Origin of the sequence: Flavobacterium sp. (assembly GCF_004211145.1) — a bacterium.
GTDB lineage: Bacteria > Bacteroidota > Bacteroidia > Flavobacteriales > Flavobacteriaceae > Flavobacterium.
This window is the reverse complement of record NZ_SEBS01000015.1, coordinates 71,823-93,376: the sequence shown is the minus strand read 5'-3', so window position 1 is coordinate 93,376 and position 21,554 is coordinate 71,823. Positions and strand designations below refer to the sequence as shown.

Annotated in this window: 15 protein-coding genes and 1 pseudogene; 9 read left to right on the top strand and 7 right to left on the bottom strand. The window is 47.5% G+C overall.

All coding sequences use genetic code 11. The features are described from left to right. Positions 1 to 168, top strand: a pseudogene (locus EOO50_RS09205) (acetyl-CoA C-acetyltransferase); the annotation flags it as partial. Between the two features lie 179 nt (positions 169 to 347). After that, positions 348 to 1,109 (top strand): C40 family peptidase, encoded by a 762-nt coding sequence (locus EOO50_RS09200; protein ID WP_290839434.1) that lies wholly within the window; start codon positions 348 to 350, stop codon positions 1,107 to 1,109. A 47-nt stretch (positions 1,110 to 1,156) separates the two neighbouring features. On the opposite strand, the gene EOO50_RS09195 is transcribed toward EOO50_RS09200, so the two are convergent. Together EOO50_RS09195 and gyrA are read right to left on the bottom strand one after the other, a co-directional pair. Then, positions 1,157 to 2,464, bottom strand: coding sequence for a tetratricopeptide repeat protein (locus EOO50_RS09195; protein WP_290839432.1), 1,308 nt, complete (start codon positions 2,462 to 2,464; stop codon positions 1,157 to 1,159). A gap of 15 nt (positions 2,465 to 2,479) precedes the next feature. Next, entirely contained in the window at positions 2,480 to 5,056 is a 2,577-nt protein-coding gene (gene gyrA / locus EOO50_RS09190) for a DNA gyrase subunit A (RefSeq protein ID WP_290839430.1), read from the bottom strand. A 257-nt stretch (positions 5,057 to 5,313) separates the two neighbouring features. Here gyrA and EOO50_RS09185 point away from each other — a divergent pair, with 257 nt between their 5' ends. The 3 genes from EOO50_RS09185 to EOO50_RS09175 all read left to right on the top strand — a co-directional run bounded on the left by EOO50_RS09185 (position 5,314) and on the right by EOO50_RS09175 (position 9,934). Further along, entirely contained in the window at positions 5,314 to 7,860 is a 2,547-nt protein-coding gene (locus tag EOO50_RS09185) for an ATP-dependent Clp protease ATP-binding subunit (RefSeq protein WP_290839428.1), read from the top strand. Between the two features lie 185 nt (positions 7,861 to 8,045). Beyond that, a complete protein-coding gene (rimK, locus tag EOO50_RS09180; protein ID WP_290839426.1) occupies positions 8,046 to 9,422 on the top strand; it encodes a 30S ribosomal protein S6--L-glutamate ligase in 1,377 nt (458 codons plus the stop codon). A 47-nt stretch (positions 9,423 to 9,469) separates the two neighbouring features. Further along, positions 9,470 to 9,934 carry a YetF domain-containing protein gene (locus tag EOO50_RS09175; protein ID WP_290839444.1) on the top strand — a complete coding sequence of 155 codons (465 nt, stop codon included), beginning with the start codon at positions 9,470 to 9,472 and terminating at the stop codon, positions 9,932 to 9,934. A 145-nt stretch (positions 9,935 to 10,079) separates the two neighbouring features. Here the strand turns inward: EOO50_RS09175 and EOO50_RS09170 are convergent, their stop codons facing one another. The 5 genes from EOO50_RS09170 to hutH form a co-directional block, all read right to left on the bottom strand. Beyond that, positions 10,080 to 10,322: a hypothetical protein gene (locus tag EOO50_RS09170; protein WP_290839425.1), complete on the bottom strand. Its 243-nt coding sequence runs from the start codon at positions 10,320 to 10,322 to the stop codon at positions 10,080 to 10,082. A 113-nt stretch (positions 10,323 to 10,435) separates the two neighbouring features. Further along, on the bottom strand, positions 10,436 to 10,681 hold the full coding sequence (locus EOO50_RS09165) for a hypothetical protein (RefSeq protein WP_290839423.1): 246 nt from the start codon (positions 10,679 to 10,681) through the stop codon (positions 10,436 to 10,438). A 481-nt stretch (positions 10,682 to 11,162) separates the two neighbouring features. After that, a complete protein-coding gene (locus tag EOO50_RS09160) occupies positions 11,163 to 12,224 on the bottom strand; it encodes an agmatine deiminase family protein (protein ID WP_290839421.1) in 1,062 nt (353 codons plus the stop codon). Positions 12,225 to 12,332: 108 nt separating this feature from the next. After that, positions 12,333 to 13,208, bottom strand: coding sequence for a carbon-nitrogen hydrolase (locus EOO50_RS09155; RefSeq protein ID WP_290839419.1), 876 nt, complete (start codon positions 13,206 to 13,208; stop codon positions 12,333 to 12,335). 213 nt (positions 13,209 to 13,421) lie between these two features. Then, entirely contained in the window at positions 13,422 to 14,927 is a 1,506-nt protein-coding gene (gene hutH / locus EOO50_RS09150; RefSeq protein WP_290839417.1) for a histidine ammonia-lyase, read from the bottom strand. A gap of 117 nt (positions 14,928 to 15,044) precedes the next feature. On the opposite strand from hutH, the gene EOO50_RS09145 reads away from it, so the two are divergent. From EOO50_RS09145 to thrC, 4 genes are all read left to right on the top strand, one after another. Further along, positions 15,045 to 16,400, top strand: coding sequence for a TlpA disulfide reductase family protein (locus EOO50_RS09145; protein ID WP_290839415.1), 1,356 nt, complete (start codon positions 15,045 to 15,047; stop codon positions 16,398 to 16,400). Between the two features lie 315 nt (positions 16,401 to 16,715). Then, the gene (gene thrA / locus EOO50_RS09140) at positions 16,716 to 19,163 is read left to right on the top strand and encodes a bifunctional aspartate kinase/homoserine dehydrogenase I (RefSeq protein ID WP_290839413.1); all 2,448 of its coding nucleotides are present in this window, start codon (positions 16,716 to 16,718) and stop codon (positions 19,161 to 19,163) included. A 150-nt stretch (positions 19,164 to 19,313) separates the two neighbouring features. Then, a complete protein-coding gene (locus EOO50_RS09135) occupies positions 19,314 to 20,243 on the top strand; it encodes a homoserine kinase (RefSeq protein ID WP_290839411.1) in 930 nt (309 codons plus the stop codon). A gap of 1 nt (position 20,244) precedes the next feature. Further along, positions 20,245 to 21,546: a threonine synthase gene (gene thrC, locus EOO50_RS09130; protein WP_290839409.1), complete on the top strand. Its 1,302-nt coding sequence runs from the start codon at positions 20,245 to 20,247 to the stop codon at positions 21,544 to 21,546. Positions 21,547 to 21,554 lie beyond the last annotated feature (8 nt).

Here is a 21,554-nt window from a genome sequence, read left to right as displayed (position 1 = left end):
AACGTGAACGGTGGTGCGGTTTCATTGGGACATCCGCTTGGAGCTTCAGGTGCGCGTATTATCGTTACTTTGCTGAATGTCATGCAACAAAACGACGCGAAGACCGGAGCCGCTGCGATTTGCAATGGCGGCGGCGGTGCATCTGCCATTGTTTTGGAAAAAATATAGTATTTTTGCCGTGAACCCTAGCCCGGATCACAGCGAAAATCCTTTTTATAAAAAAGTACTGGTTTTGCCAGGCGGTGACGGCGACCAACGGAAGCCGAAAACGACTGTTGCAAAACCGTATTTTTTTAAGAAAGATTGAAGCGAAGAGCCGGATTAGCTACTAAAAACAAACTAACCGAATGTTCGGAATCTGTAATCTAGCCATTATTCCTTTGCGTGCCGAATCAAGCGACCGCAGCGAGATCGTTTCGCAGGTGCTTTTCGGTGAACATTTTGAAGTGCTCGAGGTACAAAAAAATTGGTCACGCATCAAATTGCATTTCGACCAATACGAAGGCTGGATCGATACCAAGCAGTTCCACGAGGTTTCCGAGAGCGAATACAAGCAGCTTTGCGACGACGCTCTCGTGCTGAATTCGGATCTCGTGGAATACGTCGCTGCCCCGAACAATGCGCTGGTCCCGATTACGCTTGGCGCCTCGCTTTCATTCCTGAACCACGACGACATCAACACCAATAATTTCGAGTTCGAGGGATTGCGCGTGAGCGGCATCCGACCAAAACAGAATCTTATTCCGACGGCTTTCATGTATTTGAACGCTCCGTATCTTTGGGGCGGAAAGACGCCGTTTGGCATAGATTGTTCGGGCTTGACGCAGATGGTCTACAAACTGAACGGCTATAAATTACCACGTGATGCGTCGCAACAGGCCTTGGTTGGCGAACCTTTGAGTTTCATCGAGGAAAGCGAACCCGGTGACTTGGCGTTTTTCGACAACGAAGATGGAAACATCATCCACGTCGGGCTTATCATGGAAAACAATTACATCATCCATGCAAGCGGAAAAGTACGCATCGACAGGCTCGACCATCTCGGGATTTACAACGCCGAAACCAACAGGCACACGCACAAACTCAGAGTCATCAAAAAATACATATAAAAAAACCCGGGCAAAATGTCCGGGTTTTTTATTCGTTTGGAGGAAGATTATCTTCCGGCCGATGCTTTCAGCGCGGCACGTTTGTCCTTCATTTCAAGGTAACCGTACACGCTAATAAGGTTGTCGATCACGCCTTCGTTCTTAGGATCCAACGAATACGCTTTCTCCAGGCTTGGCAACGTCGATTTGAAAAGAGCGATACGCTGCGCTTTCAACGCGTCGTATTTCTTTTGGTCAGCGGCTGACGTACCTAATTTGTTCATTTGTTCAACCAATGTCTTATCGCCTTTCAGTTTAAGTGCGGCCAGGTTTACGTATGCGTTCGTATATTCGGGTTTCATCTCGATCGTGCGATTGAAATGTGTCTCGGCCTCGGCAGCCTTGTTTTCCTGCATGGCAAGCACACCGAGGTTGTACACGGCGTCGGCATCGTTCATGTTCGCCACCTTTTTATACTCGTCGTAGCTTTTCGTATCGAGAACCATTTCAGATTCCAGTTGTTTCAAAGCGGCATCGTTCGGATTCGCCGCAAGCGCCTGCGTAAGCACGGTTTTCGCTTCATCCTTTTTCTTTTGGCTGATCAGGATTTTAACCATGTTGCCATAAATCTCGGCTTGCTTCGACGGCTCTTGCTCGTCACGTGCGGCATAATAAACCAAATTCTGTTTAACGGCGTCGTCGCGTTCTTTTTTCGTTGGGAACGTAACTTCGGCGTCGTTGGCCTTATTCTTGGCGAAATAGTTTGTTTTTTCGCCCGTGTATTTCATTGCCACAAGCTCATTGTAATATTTCATCGCAGTGTCGTAATCCTGCGCATTTACCGCGTAACTGGCGGCATAATACAAATTGTCGGCGTCTTTTTTGTCGAGCAGGTAAATGGCGTGCAGTACATCTGAAGCTTCTTTGAACTTATTTTGCTTTCCCAACGAAATCGCATACGTAAGTGCTTGCGGTTTGAGCGATTGCAATGTTTCGAGAATGTCGTCGGTGTACACTTTTTTTCCTGATTTTTTCTCGAATTCAAGCGTGGCGTTCAAAGCTGTGGCCAGACGCGTAAGATTCTCAGCGCTTACCGAGCTTTCCGCCAACTGGACGTTCTTCGCATTCTCGGGAACCGAAATTTCCATGATCGGAGTCATCGCCTTGTAGAAATCAAGATAAACTTTATCGGATTCGGTCGAGCTGGCAACCAAAGGTTCGGCTTTTGCGACGGCCGCTTTGTACTCTGCAAGATCCTTTTGCGACGGCTTTTCAATCGCGTAGATTTTCTTGAGCGTTTTAAGCTCGTCTTTTTGCGCGAACGCACTTGCCGAAACAACAAGCGCTGTCGCTAAAAACAATTGTTGGATTTTCATACTATTTAAATTGTGTTATTCTTTTGTTTCATCGGTGTCCGCATCGTCGGTGTCGTCCGAATCATCGGCCGCATCTGAAACTTCTGCGGTGATATCCTCGGCTGAGATCGGACCGTTCGCTTCGATTTCCTCAGCATCGACCTCAAGCGCTTCTTCCTCTTTCATGACTTTGGTCACGGCAGCGATCGAATCGTTTCCTTTGATGTTGATAAGTCGCACACCTTGCGTGGCGCGGCCCATGACACGAAGATCCTCGACTGCCATCCTGATCGTGAGTCCCGATTTGTTAATGATCATCAAGTCGTCGGCATCGGTAACGCTGTTGATCGACACGAGTTTTCCGGTCTTGTCGGTGATGTTGAGCGTCTTCACTCCTTTTCCACCGCGGTTCGTGATGCGGTAGTCGTCGAGCGAGGAACGTTTCCCGTAACCGTTCTCAGAAACCACGAGGATTTCAGAATTCATGTCGTTTACGGTTACCATTCCGATTACTTCGTCTTTTTCGTCGGCCAATGTGATGCCTCGGACTCCTGAAGCGGTTCTTCCCATCGGACGCGTTTTTCCTTCCTCAAAGCGAACCAATTTCCCTGATTTCACGGCAACCAGAACCTGGCTGTTCCCGGTCGTCAGTTTCGCTTCGAGTAGTTCGTCATCTTCCCTGATGGTAATTGCGGCCACACCGTTGGTTCGAGGGCGCGAATATTGTTCCAGAGACGTCTTTTTCACCTGACCTTGTTTGGTCACCATGATCACGTAATGATTGTTCACGTATTCGACGTCCTTCAAATCTTTCGTACAAATGAATGCTTTTACCTTATCGTCGTTCTCGATGTTAATAAGGTTTTGGATCGCGCGACCTTTGCTTGTCTTGTTTCCTTCAGGAATTTCGTAGACACGCATCCAGTAACATTTTCCTTTTTGCGTGAAGAACATCATATAGTTGTGGTTCGTCGCCACGTATAAATGCTCGAGGAAATCGGCGTCACGTGTCGCCACACCTTTTTGCCCGACGCCACCGCGGTTCTGCGTCTTGTACTCGGAAAGGGGCGTGCGTTTGATGTAACCCGCATGCGAAATCGTGATAACGACGCTTTCATCGGCGATCAGATCCTCGATGCTCACGTCACCTCCTGCGTATTCGATTACCGAACGACGGTTGTCTCCGTACTTTTCACGGATTTCCATCAATTCTTGTTTGATGAGATCCATTCTGAGTTCCTTGCTCGCGAGCAAATCCTTCAAGCGTTGGATGGTTTTCATCAGTTCTTCATATTCAGCGCGTAATTTATCTTGTTCGAGACCAGTCAATTGACGCAGACGCATCTCGACGATCGCACGTGCCTGGATTTCAGATAATTTGAACGCTTCGATCAATTTCGAGCGCGCTTCGTCACCGTCTTTCGATGATCGGATCAAGCGGATCACTTCGTCGATGTTATCGGACGCGATGATCAAACCTTCCAAAATGTGCGCGCGTTCCTCGGCCTTGCGCAACTCATATTGCGTACGGCGCACGACTACTTCATGCCTGTGCTCGACGAAATAGTGGATAAGTTCCTTGAGGTTCAACAACTGCGGACGGCCTTTTACAAGCGCGATGTTGTTCACGCTGAAAGACGACTGCAATTGGGTAAACTTATAGAGCGTGTTCAGGACGACGTTCGGAACGGCTTCGCGTTTCAATATATATACTATGCGCATTCCGTTTCTGTCCGATTCGTCGCGAATGTTCGATATGCCCTCGATTTTCTTGTCGTTTACGAGGTCGGCCGTTTTCTTGATCATTTCGGCCTTGTTGACCTGATACGGGATTTCAGACACGATGATGCACTCGCGTCCGTCTACTTCCTCGAAATTCGCTTTGGCACGCATGACGATTCGTCCGCGGCCGGTCTTGAACGCTTCACGAACGCCTTCGTATCCGTAAATGACACCGCCGGTAGGGAAATCGGGCGCCTTGATGTGGTTCATCAATTCGTCGATTTCGATTTCCTCGTTGTCGATGTAGGCAAGCGTTCCGTCGATGACCTCGGTTAGGTTGTGCGGCGCCATGTTCGTAGCCATACCGACGGCGATTCCCGACGCTCCGTTTATGAGAAGGTTCGGAACTTTCGTTGGCATGACTTTCGGCTCCTCGAGCGTGTCGTCGAAGTTGAGTTGGAAGTCTACGGTTTCTTTGTCGATGTCGGCAAGGATTTCTTCTGAGATCTTTTTCATCCTGGCCTCGGTGTATCGCATCGCCGCAGGGCTGTCGCCGTCGATCGATCCGAAGTTACCTTGTCCGTCTACCAAAAGGTAACGCAAGCTCCATTCCTGGGCCATACGAACCATGGTGTCATATACTGAGGAGTCGCCGTGCGGGTGATATTTACCCAAGACTTCCCCAACGATTCTCGCAGATTTTTTATGGGCGCGATTTGAAAGTACGCCGAGCTCGTACATACCGAACAATACGCGGCGGTGTACGGGTTTGAGTCCGTCCCTGACATCTGGCAGCGCACGTGACACAATTACCGACATCGAGTAGTCGATGTAGGCCGTTTTCATTTCATCTTCAATGTTAATCGGAATTAATTTCGATCCGTCAGACATATTCAGTTTGTTAAAATTATTTTAGTATAAAAATCCTGCTAATATAACGTTTTCAAGGCGTTTTTTATCGAGCGCAAATGCTAATTTCCCCTTATTTTATTAACAATTTGGCGACTGCCGACGTTAATAAATTAGTAACTGTTTAACTCGTTTATTGCCATATTTTTTGTCACTTAGCTGTCAGTAGATTTGGCAGGGAACGGTTTTTGTAAAAAGAGCTGCAAAAAACTAATATTTCTACTCCCAAATAATACACTATGGATGATAATTTTTCACCAAGGGTCAAAGACGTCATAACCTACAGCAAGGAAGAAGCCTTGCGGTTGGGTCATGATTTCATTGGCACCGAGCATCTCATGCTGGGAATCCTCAGGGACGGCAATGGAAAGGCGATCACTATACTGAACAACCTTTCGGTCGATCTTGAGCATTTGCGCCGCAAAGTCGAGATACTCAGTCCTGCCAACCCGAACGTCGATATCAGCAATGAAAAGAAAAACCTTCACCTGACGCGCCAGGCTGAACGCGCGCTGAAAACCACATTCCTCGAAGCGAAGGTCTTTCAAAGCACATCAATCAGTACCGCACATTTGCTTTTGTGCATCTTGAGGAATGAAAATGACCCAACAACCAAGCTGCTCAACAAGCTCAAAATCGACTATGACGCAGCCAAAGAACAATATCTGAATATGACGCCAAACGAAGAAGAATTCATGGAAAACCTTCCGAGGAACGAATCGTATAACGACGATCCCGGACAAGATGACAGTTTGAAAGAGGGGAATTTCAACAATCCCCAGAACAAATCGAACAAGAAATCGAAAACACCCGTACTCGACAATTTCGGTCGCGACTTGACCGAGATGGCCGAAGAAGGCAAACTCGATCCCGTAGTAGGGCGCGAGAAAGAAATAGAACGCGTTTCCCAAATCCTTAGCCGACGCAAGAAAAACAATCCGCTTCTCATCGGAGAACCCGGAGTCGGTAAATCGGCGATCGCCGAAGGTCTGGCGCTTCGCATCATCCAAAAGAAAGTATCGCGCATCCTTTTCAACAAAAGGGTCGTGACGCTTGACTTGGCGAGCTTGGTTGCCGGAACGAAATACCGCGGCCAGTTCGAGGAAAGAATGAAAGCCGTCATGAACGAACTCGAGAAGAACGACGACATCATTTTGTTCATCGACGAGATCCACACAATTGTGGGCGCCGGCGGTGCGACTGGTTCACTCGATGCTTCGAACATGTTCAAACCGGCTTTGGCGCGTGGAGAAATCCAATGCATCGGAGCGACAACTTTGGACGAGTACCGTCAATACATCGAGAAAGATGGAGCACTTGAAAGACGCTTCCAGAAAGTCATCGTGGAGCCGACATCGGTCGAGGAAACCATCACGATCCTCAACAACATCAAGAACAAGTACGAAGATCACCACAACGTCACGTATACCGACGAGGCGATTGAAGCCTGCGTTAAATTGACGAACCGCTACATGAGCGAGCGTTTCCTTCCGGACAAGGCGATCGATGCTTTGGACGAAGCAGGATCACGCGTGCACATCACGAATATCGACGTGCCGAAGCAGATTCTTGACTTGGAACGTCAACTCGAAGAAGTGCGCGAACTCAAGAATACGGTCGTCAAAAAACAGAAATACGAAGAAGCCGCGAAATTGCGCGACGACGAAAAACGTCTGGAGAAAGATCTTGCGATTGCCCAGGAGCAATGGGAAGAAGATTCGAAAAGCAACCGTATCGTCGTGACCGAAGATAATGTGGCCGACGTGGTGTCGATGATGACCGGAATTCCCGTGAACCGCATCGCACAGACTGAAAGCAACAAACTCGCGAAACTTCCGGATCTTATCAAAGACAAAGTCATCGGGCAAAACGAAGCGGTTCAAAAGATCGCGAAATCGATCCAACGTAACCGCGCGGGATTGAAAGACCCGAACCGTCCGATCGGATCGTTTATTTTCCTCGGACAGACAGGTGTCGGTAAGACCCAACTGGCGAAAGTTTTGGCTCGTGAACTTTTCGATTCCGAAGATGCTTTGGTTCGTATCGACATGAGCGAATACATGGAGAAATTCGCAATCTCGCGTTTGGTCGGAGCGCCTCCGGGCTACGTCGGATATGAAGAAGGCGGACAATTGACCGAGAAAGTACGTCGCAAACCATATTGTGTCGTCTTGCTCGATGAGATTGAAAAAGCGCACCCTGACGTTTTCAACATGATGTTGCAGGTCCTGGACGACGGTTTTCTCACCGATTCACTCGGCCGTAAAATCGATTTCAAGAATACCATCATCATCATGACGTCGAACATCGGGGCGCGTCAGTTGAAAGACTTCGGTCAAGGTGTCGGTTTTGGCACATCGGCGAAAGTCAACCAGGCCGACGAACACGCGAAATCGGTTATCGAGAACGCGTTGAAGAAAGCATTCGCGCCTGAGTTTTTGAACCGAATCGACGATGTGATCGTATTCAACCCGTTGGAAAAACACGACATCGACCTGATCATCGAGATCGAGCTCAAGAAATTGTACGCTCGTATCGCTGAACTTGGCTACACGTTGCGTTTGTCGGACAAAGCGAAAGCGTTCATCGCCGACAAAGGTTTCGACAAGCAGTTCGGGGCGCGTCCGTTGAAAAGGGCGATCCAGAAATACGTCGAGGATGCGTTGGCCGAGGAAATCATTTCGTCTAAAATCGGCGCCGGAGACGAAATCTTCATGGATCTCGCCGATGATGCCGCCGACGAACTCACTGTAACCGTGCAAAAGGCGCAGGAACCAACGAATTGATAATCATAATTTAATATTGAAAACCCGCTGAGAAATTGGCGGGTTTTGTTTTTTAGCCGAAGATTGCGCGAATTTCCCGAATTGACTTGTGTTCAGAAAATTCGTGTGATTCGTGGCTAAATTTTTCTAAATACTAAGGAGAAAAAAGGTCCAAAAGAGATAACTTTGATTCAAATATCAGCCTCATGCAAGAGCAAAAATTGGTCATCGGAAGCGAGGAATGGTGCTCCTTCCCTGCCCTTGGAATTCCTAAAATACGAGCGCGCGTCGATTCGGGCGCCAAAACTTCGGCATTGCACGCCATCAATATCGCGCCTTTCCGCAAAGACGATGAAAACTGGGTCCGTTTCGACGTGAACCCGATACAGAAAAACCTTAAAACCGTGTTGCATTGCGAGGCGCCGCTCATCGGGAAGCGCGTCGTGAAAAGTTCGAGCGGATATCGCGAACAACGCTACGTGATAGGAACCGAGTTGGAAATCGACGGACAGACCTGGCCCGTTGAAATGACGCTCACGAATCGGGATTCAATGGGATTTAGGATGTTGTTGGGCCGGGAAGCGATGATCGGTCGAATAATCGTCGATCCATCTCAAACGTATGTGCTGGGCGAGCCGTCGTCGGATAATCTTAAAGTTTTATATCGCGACGCAGTGAAGGCGAAAAGCGGACTTCGAATCGGGCTTCTCGCGAGCAATCCCGAACTGTACAGCAACAAACGCATCATGGAAGCCGGCGAAATGCGCGGCCACGAAATGCATTTCCTGAATATCAAGGAATGTTATATGAAACTCGACGCACACAATCCTGAAATCCATTATCGCGGCGGCAAAATCCTTAACGATTACGACGCGATTATCCCAAGAATCCGGCCGAGCATCACGTTTTACGGCTGTGCGTTGACGCGTCAGTTCGAAGCCTTGAAAGTGTATTGCCTTAATTCATCGCACGCCATCACGCAATCGCGCGACAAATTATATTCGCTCCAATTGTTGCTCAATCACGGCGTCGATATCCCGACGACAGGCTTTGCGAATTCGCCATTGGATACCGATGATTTGATCAAGATGGTCGGAGGAACGCCGCTTATCGTCAAGCTTCTCGAAGGCACACAAGGGAAAGGTGTCGTTTTGGCCGAGACGAAGAAAGCCGCTGAATCGGTAATCAATGCTTTCAAGAGTCTGAACGCGAACATTCTCGTCCAGGAATTTATCAAGGAAGCCGACGGAAAAGACCTGAGGTTGTTCGTAATCGACGGAAAAGTAGTCGCCGCGATCCAGCGCGAGGCCTTACCCGGGGAATTTCGCGCGAACATTCACTTGGGCGGAACGGCGTCGGTCATAAAACCCACGCTCGAAGAGAAAAAAATCGCGATCAAGGCCGCGAAAGCCATGGACCTGAAAGTCGCGGGCGTCGATATCATCCGATCGTCGAAAGGTCCTTTGTTGCTCGAAGTGAATTCTTCTCCGGGACTCGAAGGCATCGAAGGCGCGACGAACAAGGACATCGCGGGTGAAATGATCAAGGCGATCGAGAAGAATTTTAAGCTTCAGATCAAGTGAATCCCTATCTCGACATCGTGATCAGGAGCGCGGCGGTTTATGTGTTCATGGTCGTCGCGTTGCGGATTTTCGGGAAAAAAGAATTGTCGCAGCTCAATACGTTCGATATCATCCTGATTTTACTCATCAGCAATTCGGTGCAGAATGCGATGGTCGGTCCCGACACGTCTCTTTGGGGCGGATTGGCGGCCGCAACGGTCTTGTTTGCGCTCAACTTCGTAATCAAGAAAACCATCGCGAAATCGAGTTTCTTCGGAAATCTGTTGTCCGACAAACCTCAGATACTGATCCACAACGGAAAACCCGATTTCAAGATACTGGGCAAACTCGATATCAGCCACGACGAGTTGAGTGAAGCGATGCGTGAACATGGCGTCGAACATTATTCGGACGTGAAACTGGCGATGCTCGAACCCGATGGAAACATAAGCATCATTTCAGGCGAACATGACCGAATGCGCCAATCGCATTTTAAACGTCGACGCAATCGCAAGAATATCGTTTCGGTCTAGATATTTTGTGCATCGCATCGGAAGAACGCTTTTATCAGATTGAAAATCTTTCGTTTACATTCTACACTCTTTAAAAATCATCGGCATATTTTCTGAAATAAAAAAGCCCGCTTCTCGCAGGCTTTGCTTTGTTTGAATGACACCGTTAAAAAAGTCCCGGGCCCGTATTCGTGCTCGGTTGGCCGCTCGCCGACGAATAATTCGAAAACGACCTGTAGCGCCCAATGTGATGATGGTCGTGGTGTTTTTTCCTGTCGTGCGAATGTTCGTCGCGATCAGATAAATCGCCATCTTTGATACCTTCCGGTTCCTGAAAACTGTTCAGAACCTCGCCGTTCTCACGCTGATCATCCCGATCAGACGCGAAATTGTCGCGATTGGTTTCCATCTCAAATGCATTTGAAAATCAATATAAAAGTACGAAGCATTCTGGCGAAAATCAAAAATCCGGCGTTAAAATCACCGCATAAAAAAGCCCGTGAAAATCACAGGCTCAATTCGTTACATATTTCCGGGTCCGGTATTCGTCGTGGGTTGATCGTCGGCCGATGAATGGTTTTTAAACGATTCGTATTTTCGGTTCCCGAACTGCTGGTGATGCGAACGCTCGTCGCGGCCTTCATCTGCGATATCATTTCCCGAAACGTCCTTATCGGCTCCGATGTATTTTTCATCGTGTTCGCGTGCGTTCTGTTTCTTTTCTTGCGGATCTTCCTGGTGTCGATCGCGGTTGTTGTTAGTTTCCATAGTTGTGTGATTTAACGTTACCGTAAGTTACGCACGTTATTTTTGGGATGGAAAGGATTTGGGAAAGTGTTTAGATAATTAATTTGATGATTGAGATAATTAGTTAATTAGAAAATTAGCGGATTAGCGGATGGGCAATCCCGCAGATGGATGTTTTGATCGCGTTGGGAGCCAAAATGCTCTTATAAAAGGAATTTGAATTTATGGAAAACAATATCTGTTCGCGATAAAATTTTAGTCAATCAAACAAATAGAAATTTTTCTAATCGGAACATATCATTCAAAGAAATAGGAACAAAATGCAAATTGAATAAGCAAGCTGCCTTGACAATGGATTCCGACAATCTACCATTGAAGATGCAAACGCCCCTTGAAGACAAGCTCCAACAATCGTCAATATAAAATACAAATCTCCACGGAAGACAAGTATCATTCGCTAATCCGCTAATTTTCTAATTAACTACTCGACTCAATTATCGAATTAAACCGCCGGCTCCTGTTGACTCAAACAATGAAAACTTCCCAATCCCCAAATCAAATCAGTCGAATCGATTCCGACGACCTTGCGGGTTTTGAAACAATCCTGTAAGATCGAAAGCGCCTTGTCGTCGTTGGCATCGCGGAATGTCGGGACAATTACATTTTCGTTTGAGATGTAGAAATTTGCGTACGATGCGGGAAGGACTTGGTCGTCCCAAATCACGGGTTTCGGCATCGGAAGTTCGATTATATTAAGTTGCTTTCCGGTTTCAAGGCGCAACGTTTTCAGGGTCTCGAGGTTTTCCTGAAGTATTTTGTAGTTCTCGTCCGACTTGTTTTCCTCGACGACCGTCACGACCGTATCTTCGTTCACGAAGCGCGTGATATCGTCGATATGTCCGTCGGTATCATCGCCGATAATGCCGTCGCCGAGCCAAAGAATGTTGTCGACGCCATAGAAATCAACCAGATATTTTTCGATTTCCGATTGCGATAAATGCGGATTGCGATTTTTATTGAGCAGACAGGCCGTCGTGGTAAGCAACGTTCCCTTTCCGTTGAATTCGACGCTTCCGCCTTCCATGACGATTCCGGGATTGAAAACCGGAAGTCCGAGCGCTTTCCCGATTTCGGTCGGAATCACATCGTCGAGATCATACGGCGGATATTTGTCGCCCCAAGCGTTGTAACCCCAATCCACGATCGCCTTCTCGCGCGTTTCACGGTTCACCAAAAACGCCGGCCCGTGATCGCGACACCACGCATCGTTCGTCGGATGAAAATAAAATTTGACGTTGTCGAGCAGCGCCTCAAGGTTCGACACCACTTTAGCGTAATTCGAATTGTAGATGCTGAGCAACGCAAACTCGCGCATTTCCTCATTCGCAACATTTATGCAGACTTTTTGGTGAGATGCCACGCGCAAGATAAATTCGCAATACGAATTGTAAATCGTATGGATCTTCCCGGGCCACGACGCTTCTTTGTGCGGCCATGATAACCAAAGCGCGGTTTGTTTTTCGAATTCTGCTGGGAAGTGGAAGTTTAGTTGTTTTGGAGTCATTTTAGTTTGGAAATTTGAAAATTTGGAAATTTGGAAATTTTTCTCAAAACACGAAGGATAATCGGTTAGGCATTTTCAAATTTTCAAATTTCCAAATTGTCTAATTATTTAGTCTTCATCAATAAACCGCTTCGTAATCGGCTGATAACTATCAATCCTGCGATCGCGCAAAAACGGCCAATGCATCCTGAAGAAATCCGATTCGTTCTTGTCGATGTCGACCACGACCGTTTCCTCGTCTTCATGCGAACCCAAGTACATCAATTTGCCTTGAGCGTTCGTCACGAAACTTCCGCCCCAGAATTTCATCGCTCCGTCTTGTTCGAAACCGACGCGGTTCACGCTCACGACAGGAACTCCGTTTGCGACGGCGTGGGAACGCTGGATCGTTTGCCAGGCGTTGTATTGGTCTTTGTTCGTTTCCTCGTCCTGGTCGGTCGCCCAACCGATTGCCGTCGGGTAGAACATGATTTCGGCTCCCATGAGCGCCGTGATGCGGCTGGCTTCAGGATACCATTGGTCCCAACAGATCAGGATGCCGATCGTCGCGAATTTTGTCTTGAAGACTTTATAACCCAAATCTCCGGGCGTGAAATAGAATTTCTCATAATAGGCCGGATCGTCGGGAATGTGCATTTTGCGGTATTTCCCGAGGTAGGAACCATCGGCGTCGATGATCGCGGTCGTGTTGTGGTACAGACCTTCGGCTCTCTTTTCGAACAACGAAGCGATAATAACAACGCCCAGTTCTTTCGCTACCGACTGCAAGGTTTCGGTGCTCGGTCCCGGAATCGGTTCGGCCAATTTGAAATTGTCGTAATCCTCGACATCACAAAAATAAAGCGAGGTAAAAAGTTCCTGTAAACACACGATTTGCGCGCCTTTTGCAGCGGCGACGCGAACTTCACGAATGGCTTTCTCGAGGTTTGCCTGTTTGTCGGCGACACACGACATTTGAACCAATCCGACTTTTACGTTTGACATAGCGGTTGTTTTAGGGTGCAAAATTAGGGATTAGATGATTGGGATTAGTGGATGATTAGAATAATTTTATGAATTAGATTAGCGGATTAGCGAATTAGCAGATTAGCGGAATAGCGGATTTGTTCGATAAGCAACGAGAATGTTATCTTTTTCAAAAAACCATTCGCTAATTCGCTAATTTTCGAATCCGCTAATTTTCGAAACCGCTAATCATCAAAGTAACTCTTCGCTAATCCCAAAACTCCTCAAAAACACCTTCGTCGTCTCAATATCATAATGCAAAATGCGGTCTTCCTTAACATGCGGAACTTCGTCGCGGTAGGCTTTCAGGAAGGTTTCGATGAATTCGCCCGACTTCAAAGGACGTCGGAAATCAATCGCCTGGGCCGCGTTCATCAACTCGATCGCCAAAATGGTTTCGAGGTTGTCGATGATGCGCAACGCTTTCGTCGCGGCATTCGCGCCCATGCTCACGTGATCTTCCTGCCCGTTGCTCGACACGATGCTGTCGGTGCTCGCGGGATTCGCCAAATGTTTGTTTTGGGAAACGATGCTCGCGGCCGTGTATTGCGGAATCATGAACCCCGAATTCAATCCGGGATTGTCGACCAAAAACGCCGGCAATCCGCGAAGTCCGGAGATAAGTTGATAGGTTCGTCGTTCCGAAATGTTTCCGAGTTCCGCCAAAGCGATTCCGAGGAAATCAAGTGCCAATGCGAGCGGTTGTCCGTGGAAATTTCCGCCCGATAAAATCAAATCGGCGTCGATGAAGATGTTCGGGTTGTCGGTCACCGAATTGATTTCGGTCTTGAAAACTTTGTGCACGTAATCGATCGCGTCCTTCGAAGCGCCGTGAACCTGCGGCATGCATCGGAACGAATACGGATCTTGCACATGCTTTTTCGCCTGTTTGATGATTTCGCTTCCTTCGAGGAAAACGTTGATGCGAGCGGCCGTGACGATCTGGCCTTTGTGCGGTCGGACGATGTGGATCAGATCGTTGAACGGTTCTTTTCGGCCATCGAACGCCTCGAGCGAAATCGTCCCGATCAAATCGGCGAGATACGAGTATTTATGCGCTTTGATCAAAATGTGCGCGCCGTACGCCAACATGAATTGGGTTCCATTCAAGAGCGCTAATCCTTCTTTCGATTTGAGCACGATCGGTTGCCAATTGAAATGTTTCAAAATATCGGACGAATGCTCTTTTTTCCCATTGAACCAAACTTCGCCCTCGCCCAACAGCGGCAACGATAAATGCGCCAACGGAGCCAAGTCGCCCGAAGCGCCGAGCGAACCCTGAGTGAAAATTATCGGTAAAATATCCTCGTTGTAAAAATCAATGAGACGTTCGACGGTTTCCACCTGAACGCCCGAATTACCATAACTCAGCGACTGGATCTTGAGCAACAGCATGAGTTTTACGATCTCGGTCGGAACTTCCTCTCCCGCTCCGCACGCATGCGATTTGACAAGATTTTCCTGCAATTTGGATAGGTTGTCGTTCGAAATTTTTATGTTGTAAAGCGAACCGAAACCAGTGTTGATGCCGTAAATCGGCTCGTCCTGGTTGTCCATTTTCGCGTCGAGATATTCGCGGCATTTTCGGATATTGAGTCGTGCTTCTTCAGATAGCGCAAGTTTTTTGTCGGATGAAATGATTTCGCTTAACGCATCGAGCGTTAAAATGTCGGTACTGATATAATGGTGGGTTTCCATCTTAAAATTTTAGGTTTCCAAAATTCCGCATTTGAACCGGATATGGCAAGAAAATTTAGAAGAATTAAAATTTACGAAAACGTTTTCCGTTATGTTAAAGAAACCAAACCACAGCACATGAAAAAAAGTATTCTTCTCACGTTCCTTTTCGCTTCTATGTTTACGATACGCGCCCAAACGAAGGCAGTGATATCGGGAAAAATCATCAATTCGGCGGTAAATGAAATCAGTATCATCGGTCTGTATACGTCCCAAAAAATAAATTTAGGGACCGATGGAAGTTTTAAGACGACACTGGCGCTCGATTACGAAGGCCAATATTATTTCCACACCGGACTGGATGGAATGTCGATTTACCTTGAAAACGGAAAAACGCTTATCATAAATGCCGATTATAAAAATCTATTCAAAACATTAAAATTTCAGGGAACGCTGGCAAAGGAAAATCAATATTTGGCCGCCAAATCCGTGCTGTTACAAAAAACCGATCAAAAAGCGCTTTATACGCTGGGCGAAAATGACTTTTTGGCGTCGATCGCGAAAACGGCGAAAAGTCGCGACAGCCTTTACAAATCGTCGGATATAAAAAATACGCGGTTCAAAAAATTGGAAGAACGCGACCAATATTATGCGACCCAATACGAATACTGGATTTATCCCGAATGGCACAAAGATATCGCGCAATTGCCTGATTATAAATCCTCAGAAAGTTTTCCGACGCCCGAAAAATCAAAGATGGTTTTTGACAATCAAGACGATTTCACGTTCTCGAATGTTTTTATGGATATGGCCAGGCGAAGCGTACAGGATCAACCGAATTTGGCCCAGGACACGACTACCGTGCACAAACTTCCGTTCGAAAAAATCAAACGTCATTTTAAAAGTCCTGTGATCCGGGATGCGATGTTCGCCGGCTTCGGTTTTTTCATCAACGCCGGTAATCCCAACAGCGAAATCATCTATAAAAAGTTGATGGAAGAGATCAAAAGTGAAGTCCTTAAGAAAGACATTACTCAAAAGTTTACCAAACTCGCCTCATTGCTTCCCGGAAAACCCGCGCCAAGCTTCGATCTTGAGAATCTCAACGGCTCCAGGACGACGATGGAAAACCTCAAAGGAAAATATATCTACATAGATTTTTGGGCGACTTGGTGCAAACCTTGTCGAGAGGAAATTCCCGCGCTTAAGGAAATCCAGGCGAAATACAATGGAAAAAATGTGGAGTTCGTCAGTATTTCCATCGACAATGTAAGAGACAAAGAAAAATGGCAGAATCTCGTCAAAAAAGAAAATCTCCAAGGTGTGCAATTGATTGACGGTTTAGGCTTCAATTCTAAATTGGTCGCCAGTTACATCGTCGAAAGCATTCCGCGTTTCATACTCATCGATTCAAACGGAAGTATTGTATCGGCCGATGCTCCTCGCCCATCCGATCCTGAATTATCAAAACTTCTCGATGCGTTGCCGCTGTAACCGGCTATAATTTTTGATTTCGGAATTTACAGATAACAATCGCCATTCATCTTTATTTTAAATGACGGTTTTGTTAATTGCTATGAATTATCCGTAAAAATTGGCAAATTGCTTGGGGTTTTTCAAAAAAGAACTACTTTTGGAACCATGCCAACGCAAATCACATACACTCTCTACATCACGACCACTACGGTTGCAACAACGGTTGGCACTACCACAACCCCTTTGGGGTAATCTGAAAACATATCAACCGTACTCCGTGTTTTTTCGTTTTGAAAAGACAAAATCACTTGCATTTACACCAAGACAAACAAAATGAACGTATTGAAATTCGGCGGGACATCGGTTAGCGGTGCCCAAAATATTAAAGCGGTCTGTGAGATCGTGAAGCACAAAAGCGAAAAAGAACAACTCATCGTCGTGGTTTCAGCCTTTAGCGGCGTGACCGATTTATTGCTCAAAGCCGCATCGACCGCAGCGTCGAAAGACGAATCGTACCGCGAAATCGTATCCGAAATCGAGAAAAAACACCTGGACGCAATCAAGGAATTATTGCCGATACAAATCCAAAGCAGCCTGTTGAGCCATGCAAAACGTATCCTGAATCATTTAGAGACGTTGCTTGACGGATGTTTCCTGCTGGGCGAACTATCGAACAGGACTTCAGACACGATCGTCGGATTCGGGGAATTATTGTCGTCGTGCATCATTGCCGAAGCGCTCAAACAATACGTTCCGTCGAGCGAATACAAAGACAGCCGAGAGCTTATCAAAACTGACAACCGTTTTGGGAAAGCAAATGTCGATTTTGAGATGACTAACAATTTGACTGTCAGTTATTTTAGCGAACACCCTGTCAGGGTAACCGTAATGCCCGGATTTATCGGCTCATCCAAAGATGGCGACAACACGACCTTAGGACGAGGCGGTTCCGATTACACGGCAGCCATTTTCGCAGCGGCCGTCAATGCGGAACGAGTCGAAATCTGGACCGACGTAAACGGCATGTTCACCGCAAATCCGAAACTCGTGAAACAGGCGCGCCCTATCGAGTCGATCTCATACCAGGAAGCCATGGAATTGTCGCACTTCGGTGCAAAAGTGCTTTATCCGCCCACGATCCAACCGGCCTTGGACAAGAACATTCCGATCTACATAAAAAATACATTTGAACCCGATGCGTTCGGAACGTTGATATCAAACAATCCCGATACGTCGTCAAACCCGATAAAAGGTATAACGCATATTGGAGAAATCGCATTGCTGACACTCGAAGGCTCGGGAATGATCGGCGTCGCGGGTTCTTCGAAACGATTGTTCGAAGTCTTGTCCGACAACGGCATCAACGTGATTTTCATAACGCAGGCGTCGTCGGAGCACTCGATCTGCATTGGGATTCTCGACAGCGAATCCGATAAGGCGAGTGTTGCGATCAACAAGGCATTTTCAGTCGAAATCTCCCAACACAAAATCGAACCTTGCATCGTCGAAAACGGGCTTTGCATTGTCGCGCTCGTAGGTGAAAGCATGAAAAACCACCAGGGAATCAGCGGCAAGATGTTCAGTACGTTGGGTAAAAACAACGTAAATATCCGTGCGATCGCTCAAGGTGCGTCGGAACGCAATATTTCAGTCGTCATCAACGAACGCGATGTGAAAAAAGCGCTCAATACGTTGCACGAGCAGTTCTTTGAAGACAATACGAAACAGCTCAACCTATTTGTGATGGGCGTCGGAAATGTCGGCGAAAAATTCCTCGACCAAGTGCACCAACAAAAGAAATTCCTGCGTGAAAATCTCAAGATAAATCTGCGCGTGATTGCGCTTTCGAACTCGCGCAAGATGCTTTTCGACGAAGAAGGAATTTCGTTGAAGGACTGGAAATCCGGAATGGAGAATGGCGAAACCGCGAACAAAAAAACGTTCATCGAAAAGGTAAAAGCGCTCAATTTACGCAACAGCATTTTCGTCGACATCACCGCGAATGCCGAAGTTTCAGAAACCTACGCCGATTATCTCGAAGATAATATCGCGGTCGTCACGTGCAACAAAATCGCGTGTTCATCAGAATATGGCAACTACAATCATCTCAAAAATTTGAGCCGAAAATACAATTCGCCTTTCCTTTTCGAAACGAACGTCGGAGCCGGTTTGCCGATCATTGATACGCTCAAACACATGGTAGCTTCGGGCGATAAAATACATAAGATCCAGGCAGTCCTATCAGGTAGTCTGAACTTTATATTCAATAATTTTAATGAAAACACGAGTTTTAAAGAAGTCGTCAAAGAAGCAGGCGTTCAGGGTTTTACGGAGCCTGACCCGAAAATAGATTTAAGTGGCGTCGATGTAGCCCGTAAAATCCTAATCCTTATCCGTGAAAGCGGTTACGAAATGGAAATGAGCGATATCGAGAATCTGTCGTTCCTTCCCAAAGCCTGTCTCGAAACAAAATCAGTTCCCGAATTTTTGGAATCCCTCGAAGCGAACGCCGCGCATTTTAACGACCTTTACGAACAGGCCCGATCCAATGACAGCCGACTGAAATATGTCGCCCAGTTCGAAAACGGAAAAGCGAGCGTCGGCTTGCAGTTCATCGCAAAAGACCATCCGTTCTACAACCTCGAAGGCAAGGACAATATCGTGCTTTTCTTCACCGATCGCTACGTCGACCAACCGCTTTTGATAAAAGGCGCAGGTGCGGGCGCTGCGGTTACGGCGAGTGGGATTTTTGCGGATGTGATTCGGGTCGGGAATATCTAAGACACGCCGATGGCTTTAGACACGCTGCGCTTTGGACGCGCCGCGCGGGCTTTAGACTTTTGAAACGTACAACCAAATTATAATAATTTATAGCATCTAAAGCGTAGCGTGTCCAAAGCGCAGCGTGTCTAAGAGCGTAGCAAGTCGCAAATGGACTACATCAAAATATTCTCCCCCGCCACAATTGCCAACCTTTCCTGCGGTTTCGACGTGCTTGGCCTCTGTCTCGACAATGTCGGAGATGAGATGACCGTGCGCAAGATCGACGAAAGGACCGTGAGGATTTCCAAGATCGAAGGCGCCGATTTGCCTTTGGAAACCCAGAAAAACGTTGCAGGAGTCGCGGCTCTCGCAATGCTTCGCGAATGGGAAACCGACTTCGGGTTCGAAATAGAAATCAACAAGAAGATCAAAGCCGGCAGTGGAATCGGGAGTTCGGCGGCGAGTTCGGCGGGTGCCGTTTTCGCGATCAACGAATTGCTCGGACGGCCATACGAATTGAAGGACTTGGTAAAATTCGCGATGCAGGGCGAAAAACTCGCATCGGGAAGCGCCCACGCCGACAACGTCGCTCCTGCCCTTTTGGGTGGTTTCACGCTCGTGCGCAGTTACGATCCGCTTGACGTGATCAGGATCGAATCGCCTGAGGAATTGTTCGCGACCGTCGTCCATCCGCAAATCGAATTGAAGACAGCCGACGCGAGATCGGTGCTCAAACAAAACATAACGCTCCAAAACGCTATCGTCCAGTGGGGAAACGTCGGTGGTTTCGTCGCGGGATTGTACACGAAGGATTACGATTTGATCGGGCGTTCGTTGCAGGACAAGATCGTCGAACCGATCCGCGGCATGTTGATTCCGGGTTTCGACCAACTAAAAAGCGCGGCCCAGTCGCACGGTGCTTTGGGTTCGGGGATTTCGGGTAGCGGACCGTCGGTATTTGCGCTGAGTCGCGGAGAAGAAACGGCGAGAAACGTCGCTTCGGCGATGAGTCGCGTGTACGACCAAATCAACGTTCCTTACGAAATCCATGTGTCGAAAGTAAATCCAGGCGGCATTAAAATCCTTGAAAAAAAGTAGCATGAACTATTACAGCTTACATCATAATTCGCCAAAAGTCAGTTTCAGGGAAGCCGTAATCCAAGGCCTAGCGCCCGATAAAGGTTTGTATTTTCCCGAAAGCATAACGCGTCTGCCCCAAGATTTTTTCGACGGGATCGGAAATTTTTCGAACGCCGACATCGCGTTTGAAGCGATAAAGCAATTCGTCGGTGATGAGATTCCCGAGGCCGAATTAAAAAAGATAATCGAGGAAACACTTTCGTTCGATTTTCCGCTTGTCAAAATTGATGAAAACACCTATTCGCTCGAACTGTTCCACGGCCCGACGATGGCGTTCAAGGACGTCGGCGCGCGGTTCATGGCGCGTTGTCTGGGCTATTTCAACAAGGAAAATCCCGACGCGAAAAACACGGTTCTCGTCGCGACATCGGGCGATACGGGCGGCGCGGTCGCAAGCGGATTTCTCGGTGTTTCGGGCGTCGACGTCGTAATTTTATATCCGAACGGAAAAGTCAGCGACGTACAGGAACGCCAACTCACGACGCTCGGACAGAATATAAAGGCGTTGCGCGTCGATGGCGTTTTCGACGATTGCCAGGACATGGTGAAGCGAGCGTTTCTCGACGAAGATCTGCAACATGAAAATTTGACGTCGGCGAATTCGATAAACATCGCGCGCTGGCTGCCGCAAATGTTCTACTTCTTTTTCGCGTACAAGGAATTGAAGAAATTAGGCAAACCGCTTGTCGTTTCTTGTCCGAGCGGAAATTTCGGAAACATCTGCGCGGGAATCCTAGCCGAAAAACTCGGCCTTCCGATTCAACATTTCGTAGCTTCGACGAATGAAAACGATACGGTCGTGCGCTTCCTGGACGATTGGAAATACGACGCGAAACCATCGGTCGCGACACTGTCGAACGCGATGGACGTCGGGAATCCAAGCAACTTCATCCGCATCAGGGAACTGTACAACGACGATAAATCGGAATTCGAAAAGGCGTTTTCGGCTTATTCGTTTTCGGACGAGGAAACCGTTTCGGCCATGAAAAAAGTTTACGCTGAAACCGGTTATCTGCTCGAACCTCACGGAGCGGTCGGATATTTGGGGTTGAAGAAGGAATCGGTCAATTTCCCGGATTCCGTCGGATTCTTGCTCGAAACGGCTCATCCCGTGAAATTTTTGGACGTCGTGGAAGCGGTTTTGGGAATATCGCCCGAAATCCCGGAGCAAATTCAAAGCGTCATGGACAAAACGAAAGTTTTTTCGGAGATCAAAACGTATGAGCAGCTCAAATCGTTTTTGCTAACTTCGCGAGAATGAAAATTGTG

Bases quoted from the DNA above. Each gene is read 5' to 3' on its own strand.
- EOO50_RS09200 (WP_290839434.1), top strand. From the start codon at position 348: ATGTTCGGAATCTGTAATCTAGCCATTATTCCTTTGCGTGCCGAATCA.
- EOO50_RS09195 (WP_290839432.1), bottom strand. From the start codon at position 2,464: ATGAAAATCCAACAATTGTTTTTAGCGACAGCGCTTGTTGTTTCGGCA.
- gyrA (WP_290839430.1), bottom strand. From the start codon at position 5,056: ATGTCTGACGGATCGAAATTAATTCCGATTAACATTGAAGATGAAATG.
- EOO50_RS09185 (WP_290839428.1), top strand. From the start codon at position 5,314: ATGGATGATAATTTTTCACCAAGGGTCAAAGACGTCATAACCTACAGC.
- rimK (WP_290839426.1), top strand. From the start codon at position 8,046: ATGCAAGAGCAAAAATTGGTCATCGGAAGCGAGGAATGGTGCTCCTTC.
- EOO50_RS09175 (WP_290839444.1), top strand. From the start codon at position 9,470: ATGGTCGTCGCGTTGCGGATTTTCGGGAAAAAAGAATTGTCGCAGCTC.
- EOO50_RS09170 (WP_290839425.1), bottom strand. From the start codon at position 10,322: ATGGAAACCAATCGCGACAATTTCGCGTCTGATCGGGATGATCAGCGT.
- EOO50_RS09165 (WP_290839423.1), bottom strand. From the start codon at position 10,681: ATGGAAACTAACAACAACCGCGATCGACACCAGGAAGATCCGCAAGAA.
- EOO50_RS09160 (WP_290839421.1), bottom strand. From the start codon at position 12,224: ATGACTCCAAAACAACTAAACTTCCACTTCCCAGCAGAATTCGAAAAA.
- EOO50_RS09155 (WP_290839419.1), bottom strand. From the start codon at position 13,208: ATGTCAAACGTAAAAGTCGGATTGGTTCAAATGTCGTGTGTCGCCGAC.
- hutH (WP_290839417.1), bottom strand. From the start codon at position 14,927: ATGGAAACCCACCATTATATCAGTACCGACATTTTAACGCTCGATGCG.
- EOO50_RS09145 (WP_290839415.1), top strand. From the start codon at position 15,045: ATGAAAAAAAGTATTCTTCTCACGTTCCTTTTCGCTTCTATGTTTACG.
- thrA (WP_290839413.1), top strand. From the start codon at position 16,716: ATGAACGTATTGAAATTCGGCGGGACATCGGTTAGCGGTGCCCAAAAT.
- EOO50_RS09135 (WP_290839411.1), top strand. From the start codon at position 19,314: ATGGACTACATCAAAATATTCTCCCCCGCCACAATTGCCAACCTTTCC.
- thrC (WP_290839409.1), top strand. From the start codon at position 20,245: ATGAACTATTACAGCTTACATCATAATTCGCCAAAAGTCAGTTTCAGG.